General features: G+C 30.2%; 5 protein-coding genes. 1 reads left to right on the forward strand and 4 read right to left on the reverse strand.

Going from position 1 to position 8,033, the window contains the following annotated elements; all coding sequences use genetic code 11:
- The 4 genes from HHU12_RS32245 to HHU12_RS32260 form a co-directional block, all read right to left on the reverse strand.
- On the reverse strand, window positions 1-254 hold a 254-nt coding region (locus HHU12_RS32245), incomplete at its 3' end, for an ATP-binding protein (RefSeq protein WP_169660119.1).
- Between the two features lie 2 nt (window positions 255-256).
- The gene (locus tag HHU12_RS32250; RefSeq protein ID WP_169660857.1) at window positions 257-817 is read right to left on the reverse strand and encodes a condensin complex protein MksE; all 561 of its coding nucleotides are present in this window, start codon (window positions 815-817) and stop codon (window positions 257-259) included.
- Window positions 810-2,021: an AAA family ATPase gene (locus HHU12_RS32255; protein ID WP_169660858.1), complete on the reverse strand. Its 1,212-nt coding sequence runs from the start codon at window positions 2,019-2,021 to the stop codon at window positions 810-812. Before HHU12_RS32255 ends, HHU12_RS32250 begins: the two co-directional genes overlap by 8 nt.
- 14 nt (window positions 2,022-2,035) lie before the next feature.
- Complete coding sequence (locus HHU12_RS32260) at window positions 2,036-3,079, reverse strand: PDDEXK nuclease domain-containing protein (RefSeq protein ID WP_169660859.1); 1,044 nt, start codon at window positions 3,077-3,079, stop codon at window positions 2,036-2,038.
- A 603-nt stretch (window positions 3,080-3,682) separates the two neighbouring features.
- Between HHU12_RS32260 and HHU12_RS32265 the strand changes: the two genes are divergently transcribed.
- Window positions 3,683-7,882, forward strand: coding sequence for an NACHT domain-containing protein (locus tag HHU12_RS32265; protein ID WP_169660860.1), 4,200 nt, complete (start codon window positions 3,683-3,685; stop codon window positions 7,880-7,882).
- Window positions 7,883-8,033: the final 151 nt, after the last annotated feature.

Consider the following 8,033-nt stretch of genomic DNA (forward strand, 5'->3'; position numbering starts at 1 on the left):
CTCCCTCTTTCCGTAGCTACCTCATAAATGATGTAAGAATTATCATTTTTCAAATACCAATCAACAAAACGAGTTTGCTCTCTTTTAATCCCCAGCTTCTTGGTATCCGCATTATAAAAGAATAAAAGCGTTCTAAGAATTGTACTTTTCCCCACACCTTGCGTACCACCAAAGTGACAATTACTATCCAATTCTATCTCTGCGTAGGGAATATTCGCACAATGGATTAATATAACTTTATTGAGGGTTCTCATATTTAGTTTTCGTTTGTTGTTGGTTCTTCAATATCAATGCTCAAAATCAATTCTTCGAGGTAAGAAAAAGAATTCAACACTTTGTAAGTCATAGAAAGGTCATCAATTACTTCCACAAAGCCTTCCTTTTTTAAGATCTCAAAAAGTTCATTGACACTCTCATCGTACTTCTCTTTTTTAGTGATCCTTTTTAATAAATTGAGTTTATTTTTTAAGTTCTGATTTACCCCAATAATAGATGAGATTTCTGAAGGTGTAATTTGCGTTCCCACTCCAAAAGATTCATCATACGACTTGAAAAAATCTAAAATACTGATCCATCGCATCGCTCTTTCCAACTTGCTTTTCAGTGTGCTCTTGTCCTCCTCTCTACTGAAATAAAAACAGTCCTTCCCTTCCACTAAGTAAAAACCGATCTGATCAAAATAATCCTGTGTCGCCTCCTTCTCTTTTTCTAAATACTGATAGATTTTTTTCTGTGTAGGATTGATAGAGTTTGAGGAAATAAAATGTCCTTTACTCAGGATTTCAAAAATTTGTTTGTTATAGTTTTCTCTAGGCATATTTCTTTCTTTTAGGGTAAACTTTCGCAAAATATCGGTCTTTGTATCTTATTTTATCGTCGGTAATCTCAATTTCATTACTGTAGTAATTAATGATCTTATAATAACACCCGACCAATTCGACATAAGATACTTCAAAAGGGAATTCATAATGAAATACAAAATTAAACAGATCATTTCCTTGAGCTAGAAAACTTCGTTTTACTTCTTCATGATTAATAAAATAGACACTTTCAGTTTGTTGGTTTAAAAGGTTAACATCAATAGCTTCTGCTGAAGGTGCTTTTCTACGTTCCTTATTTTTTTGATTTTGATTGATCTCTTTAATCAATTGATACACTTCATCATTCTCCAGAATATCTAAATCCAACTTCAGTGGATATGTTTTCCTTTTCTCAAAAAGTACTTCCTTCCTCTCATTAAGGACTTCTTTGATATTGGTTTGAGCTTCCAACTCCACCTGATCCATCAATAATTTCAGTTGCTTGACTTTCTCTACCACTTGAGAATTGTGACGCACTTGATTAATATACTGAAGTAATTGTCTTTGAATTTCAACCAGATTATGATTGGCTGAATTGAATTCTTTCTTCAACTCCACCACTATAGTCTGTAACTCTTCATCAGCAGAAAGCACAAAAAAGGAAACCTCTTCTTTATCAATCAAATGCCTTGATTGAGCAATTAAATTCTGAATCTCTTCGGTTTTCCCTTTAAAGTTTTCAAGCTTCTTTAATTTGATCTGATAGTTTTCTTCCGTCTTAAAAGTAGTATCAATATTTCTGATCAAATCATCAATGTTTCGAGAACAGATTTTACCAATTCTACCTAAATCCTTCTTGATTATATTGAAGTAACGTTGCTTTCTCTGTTGAATATTTTCCTTAGAGAAGTAGTCAATATTCTCCTTTATAATTTTGATATGCTCGTTAAAAGAGGAAATATTGATGGTTTCATTTACCTGCATCAACTCCTCAAAAAAGGAAAGAAACTGATCTTCTATTTCAAGGTGCTGTCCATTTTCTTTTATAATACCTTTATCAATCAAACGTTGAATTTTGACCTCTCCTCCTTCTCCCAACAATTCCAACGCTTGCTCATATTCATAATCGTATCTTTTCCTGTTCTTAAAAATCTCATCAATAAGCTTTTTTCCCTCATTGAGCGTGCCTATGATTTCTGATATGTCTTGGAAGTGGTACATTCTTAAATTTCGACTTAATTATCTTTCAATCTCTCCTTAAAAACCTCTCTTTGTCTTTCTATTTCGGCTTTTAATTCCTCTTCTGTAGGCAGGTAAGTTAAATATTTTGAAGCAAATAATTGTTGACTATCATTCAATACAGAATATTTAGCAATAGTTTGATCAGTATCAGCACATAAAAGAATACCTATTGAAGGGTTATCTCCTTCATTTCTTTTTAGATCATCATACATACGAACATACATATCTAGTTGACCAATTGATTGATGTGATAACTTCTCCGTTTTAATTTCAATCAATACAAAACACTTCAGAATATAATTGTAGAACACAAGATCAATATAAAAATCAGAAGTTTCTGTCCTAACCAATTGTTGGCGTTCAACAAAAGCAAAACCTTTCCCCAGTTCCAAAAGGAATTGTTGAATATCATCGATCAATGCTTTTTCTAACTCCTGTTCTGTATAGGCAAAGTTTGTTGGTAGATTTAAAAACTCTAATACTGAAGGGTTTTTAATGAAATTTTCAGGATTGAGTTCCAAGTCTTTTGTTTTTTCTTTCATCTCAAACTCCACTAACTCCTTTGATGGAGATTTTAATAGCCGTTGATAATATTGGGTTGATATGTTTCTATCTAGGGTTCGAACTGACCATTGATTTTCAACTGATTCTTTCTGATAATACCTTCTAGCATCAATATCATTAACTCTAAATAATAATTTGTAATGACTCCAACTCAATTGGGCATACAGTGTGTGCCCAATTTGAAAATCAGGAAAAAGCAGATAGAATTGTCTAAAATATTTTAGGTTTCTCATTGAAAACCCCTTACCAAAATCTTCAGTTAGCTGTTTCGATAATTCTTTTATCAAGAAGCTTCCGTACTTTGCCTTTGCTTCTCCTTTCTGTTCTTCTTCTACAATACGTTTTCCAATGGACCAATAGGCTTCTACCATCGCAGAATTAACTACTGAGTTCACTTTAGTTTTTGCAGAAGCTAAGATTTTCTTTATTTCTGAATAGAAATTGTGCTGGTGTGATGGTATTTGGTTCTCCATACTTATTCATTGAATTCACAACCAATCTAATCATAAATCAAATACTATCAAATATGGTAATATTATTCACCAATCCATTTTCCAAATCCTTGTCAGTGTGATGAGTAAGCAAATTCAAAATGATAAACCATACATTGGATCTGCTATATTTTTCTAATCAAAGTCAGAGCAACCTAGATCTTTCAGCAAATCTTTGTGGCTTAAATCCGTTTGTTTTCTTCTACGTTTCATGAACTCTGATAAAGTACCTATTATATTTTTTATATCTAAATACATATAATTTGATTGACAATCTGCTTTTTATATCTTTTTGCATATAAAAAATTCTCTCTCTTTTAAAATTCATTCATGCAAAAACATAATAAAATATATCTAACTTAAGATTAAACAGTCCTATAACTTTTTGAATGACATTTATGAAATGGATGATAAACTTTCAATATCTATATTTCCAAAAAATGGAAATATAGAATACAAATCAAACCCATATTCACATTTTTTGGAAATAACATAATCAATTCAAGTAGTCTCTCAATGCACAAGTATTGTTGTTGACCTTATTTAGTTTTAAATTACATCAGAAAACAAGCAAACCCCATTGAAATGAGTGATGTATCATCTGTAATTGTATTTGTTAAAAAAGCAAGAACCACTTTCCTAAACTTTCGGCCCTATTTAGAAAAAAAGAGTTTTTCAATCTTTAGATTGCTCAAAAAACTAAAGGTTAATAGCTCACTTTCCAACGAAATACATTCTATTTTCAATCATAGCTTATACCAATACGAACAAAAGAAAGGAAAAGAGTTAGCTTCTCTTTTTAAAGGAGAAGAACTTTTAAAACTAATTGAAAAAGCATACTCATCAAGACATTATAATAATCTTGAAAGTAAAATAGAAGACATCTTACTTTACCATAATACAACCACTTTAGATTCCTCAAAAGTAAACTTCGTAGATGAAGTTTCTCTCTTCATGGAGATTTTTAAAGAAAACTATTCAAAATCTTCCTCTTTACATCAAAAAGAATTAAGTGAAACTAATAAAGAATTTGAAGATAAAATTGGTGATATCAAAATTGATGCGGAAGAGTTAGTAGTTGCAATGGATGATGTTAAAGGTACATTAAGCTCAATTGAAGAAAAATTAGATGAAGATGAACAAATTGACTTTTCATTATTCAAGCAATCTTTTTCTACAGATGATCTGCAAACTTTAAAAAGATATATTCCTAGGAGCTACTATCTTCTTGAAGAAAATCAAGATTCAAACTTTTATCAGACCTATTCTAAAAATGAGACCGATTTACATTCAATTATTCTTGAAAATAAGAGAGTATTAATACTTGGAAATGGAGGAATCGGGAAAACTGTAGAACTTAAGAGACTAAAACTCATCCTTGAAGAAAATAACAACCTATATTCCTTTTATTATTCTTTTCGAAGATATACAGGTAAAACAATTAGCTCCTTATTACCAAAAAATTGGGAGAATATTCAAAATTCTTTAGTCATTATTTTAGATGGTTTGGATGAAGTAAGAAGTAGTGATTTTAACATAGCGGTAAGAGAAATAATAAGTTTTTCAGAAAACTACCCAAATGTCAAAATTGTGATTTCATGTAGAACAAATCACTTGGTTACTTCTGCAATTTTAGGAGATGATTTTACAAACATATCTTTAGCTTCGCTTAGTTTATATTCAGAGGATGTAAAGCTTTTTGTACAAAAATACTACAACATTAATCTTGATGAGTTCCGTGAGCAAATTTACCTTATGGGCTATACGGACTTGATTGATAATCCTTTCTACTTGTCCCATTTACTAGATGAGTATTCCGGTAATGGTCAATTAAATAAGAATCGAAAAGATTTATTTGACGCATTGATTGAGAAAAATATTAAATATGACAAAAATAAATATGCTACTACACACGATAAAAAGCATTTTATTAGAACAACTTTAAGAATACTAGAACAATTAGCCTTATCAATGGAACTATATCAACGTTCCTCTTTGGAAGAAGATGAACTTGAGCAATTTCTCGATGATGATACTGAAAAATTCCAAATAATCCAATACACGAAGTTTTATAAGAAAGATACTCAACTCGTTTCTTGGGAATTTGATCATCGACTTTTTCAAGAATACCTATCAGCTAAAGCGTTGTGTCGATATTCCTTTGAAAGGATCATATCATTTATTTCTTACCAAAATTGGAAAAAAGTTAAACCTTCGTGGATTAATATTACTGGTTTTCTGTTTAGTGTACTAGAGGATGAACAGGTTCGTTCAAAACTAATAGATTGGCTGATAAATAGTGATCCAGACTCAATTGTTACAGCTGAAAAGGAAGTAATTCCAACAGAACTCAGTATAAAAGTCTTCAAAAAAATATTCAAACGTACCAAAAAATATCAAGTTTGGCTCAATTCTAACAAATTTAATGAAAGTAGACTTGCTAACTTTGGGCAATCTGATGAAGTCGTTCATTACCTCAAAAAACAAATCACTAGTGAAAAGAATAATTTGGAAGTCAAAAGTAGTGCAATTCGCATCTTTCAATACTTTGATTTCAAAGGGATAGGTCATTCTGAAGCATGTGATTTTTTAATGACAGAAATAAAAACACATGTGAATGATTTGAGTCAAGAAGTATCGGAGTATGTCGCTAATTGTATTCAAGCTTTAACTAAAATTGGAATAGATAATAAGTTTGCAAATCAATTAATCCGATCTATAGATCATAGAAATAATCAATATATCAGAAAGGCAGTCTATTCGTTAATTAAGAAGAATAATTTAAGTAATGAGCAAATTCATTTTCTAATTGAAGGATACAAATTAACGCAAAGAATATCAGGTTTTGAGGAAGTAGATCGGATGACTAGTTTTAATGTAGGAGAAGAAAGTCAAATTATTGAATGTTTTTTACTAGTTACTACTCCACAATCATTAGAAATATTGATTATGTATGTAATGGAACTTTCATATCATACGTTGACATACACCTCAGAATCTAAAAATCTAATTGAAAAGATAATACAACATTCAATTGATTTATATCTTAAAAGTCATCATTCAATTTTCCCAATCATACTAAATTGGTATTGCTCTAAAATGAATTATTACGATTCTAATGAAGGACTAATAATTAGATTGTTTTTTGAGCAAACTTCCACCAAAAGCAAAGCTTTAAAAGATATCATACAAGGTGAAAATCTTAAAATGTGTAGAAGTAACAAATCTGATGCTATTACATACCTTGTCGATGAAGAGAATATTTCAATACTAATATCAGCTATATTAGCGAATGAAATTGATCATCAGACTACAATATTTACTTATGATATTCTTTATTTTCTTAAAAGTCCATATGCCAAGACATTAAAAGAAGGAATCAGTGAACAGATCTGTATATTACCTCAGATAAAAACCAAAGATATTTTCACGGAAATCAGAGAAAAGGATTTCAATCTACTTTTTACTCCAAAGGAACTTAAGGATAAAATAATCAGTGCATATAAACTTTCTGAAAAAAGTCAGTTTAGCAAAACTGAAATAAGAGATATGCATTATTACAGAAAAGAGATTATTAAACTACAATACTTTGACTCCAATCTAGTATTTGAAATATTAGAGACATTTGTAAATAAAGAGAAAGAAGTCGTTACTCTACAAGAAGTTCTAAAGTGGTTTGATAACACTGAAAATGTCGAGAAATATTTAATCAGGAGGTTATACAATACCTTACTTAGAGAAGACTTCGATAAAAAACTAAATGATTTACAAAAAAAATGGCTTGTTGATTGGGTGAATGAAAATATATCAAAAATTGACTTCAGTACTGCTATTACCTTCAAATCAGGTGACTCATTTTCTGTAGATTATTTAGCTCAATGGGTTTACTTTTTTTCTTTAAAACTAAATTTAAGACACTCTAACAGTATCATGTTAGATATGTTGTTGTTTATTTGGACTGATAGTGAGGAAAATAATAGTAATATTACTTACATCAACAATTGGATAAGTTCAGAGTTAATTATTGAAAGGATGCTAATCAACCTTGAAAATGGGTTAAATAATAAAATTATTAGAGGCAAATATTTGGATTACCTACTAGAAAAAGACAATATCGAAAGTTTCCCGTTTATTGAATCAGAAATTTTAAATAAAGATGATTATGGTTTACTAACTTCATATTGGAAAAAAACTAAAAACATTGAAACTTTTAAAGAATTATTTACTAAATCTAACTCCGAAATAAAGTGGCGTATTTTAGATATACTTCTTGATCAAGGAGAATTTTCTTTCTGCCTTAAGCAACTTAAAACCATACTTCTTATTTCTCATTCCCAAGAAGAAGAACTTATTATTTTAAAGTACCTAATTAGTATTGGTAATATTGATGGGTTGAAGAGATTTACCGAGTACCTAAGAGCTAACAATGTTTACATACTTAAAGATTTCATATCATCATACAAAACATTCTCAATTAATGCCTTATCCTATTTAATGGAGTTATTAGAATTGTGTTATAAACATGAAATTATCATCGACTTCCGTGAAACACTAGTTCATCAATCAGTTTATGATTTAATAAAAAACACTGCATTAGTATCAGAAAAAAATTATTCGACTGTTAGAAAAGAACTTCAAGTCTTTCTTGATCTCAACCATAAAAAGTACAAGGATGTCAAATACCTAAATCATCGACTTCAAGAATTAGATCAAGAGTTTTACAAAAACAACACTATCACATTAACAATTTCAGAGGTGAAGAAAGAAATTTCACTTGAAAACTAAATTAGGTATTTAATATTTTTGATCGACACTCTTTTCACTAAGTGTGTCATCTTTAGACAACTGCTTGATAACAGAAGTACTGGATACACCGTTCGCCGTTGTGCCACCCATTTCACTCATATTGTGCCAAAAATTCACACGCCATTGTGCC

Origin of the sequence: Flammeovirga aprica JL-4 (assembly GCF_012844305.1) — a bacterium.
Lineage (GTDB): Bacteria > Bacteroidota > Bacteroidia > Cytophagales > Flammeovirgaceae > Flammeovirga > Flammeovirga aprica.

Excerpts from the sequence above, each read along its gene's own strand:
- HHU12_RS32265 (WP_169660860.1), top strand. The coding sequence starts at position 3,683 with ATGAGTGATGTATCATCTGTAATTGTATTTGTTAAAAAAGCAAGAACC.
- HHU12_RS32255 (WP_169660858.1), bottom strand. The coding sequence starts at position 2,021 with ATGTACCACTTCCAAGACATATCAGAAATCATAGGCACGCTCAATGAG.
- HHU12_RS32260 (WP_169660859.1), bottom strand. The coding sequence starts at position 3,079 with ATGGAGAACCAAATACCATCACACCAGCACAATTTCTATTCAGAAATA.
- HHU12_RS32250 (WP_169660857.1), bottom strand. The coding sequence starts at position 817 with ATGCCTAGAGAAAACTATAACAAACAAATTTTTGAAATCCTGAGTAAA.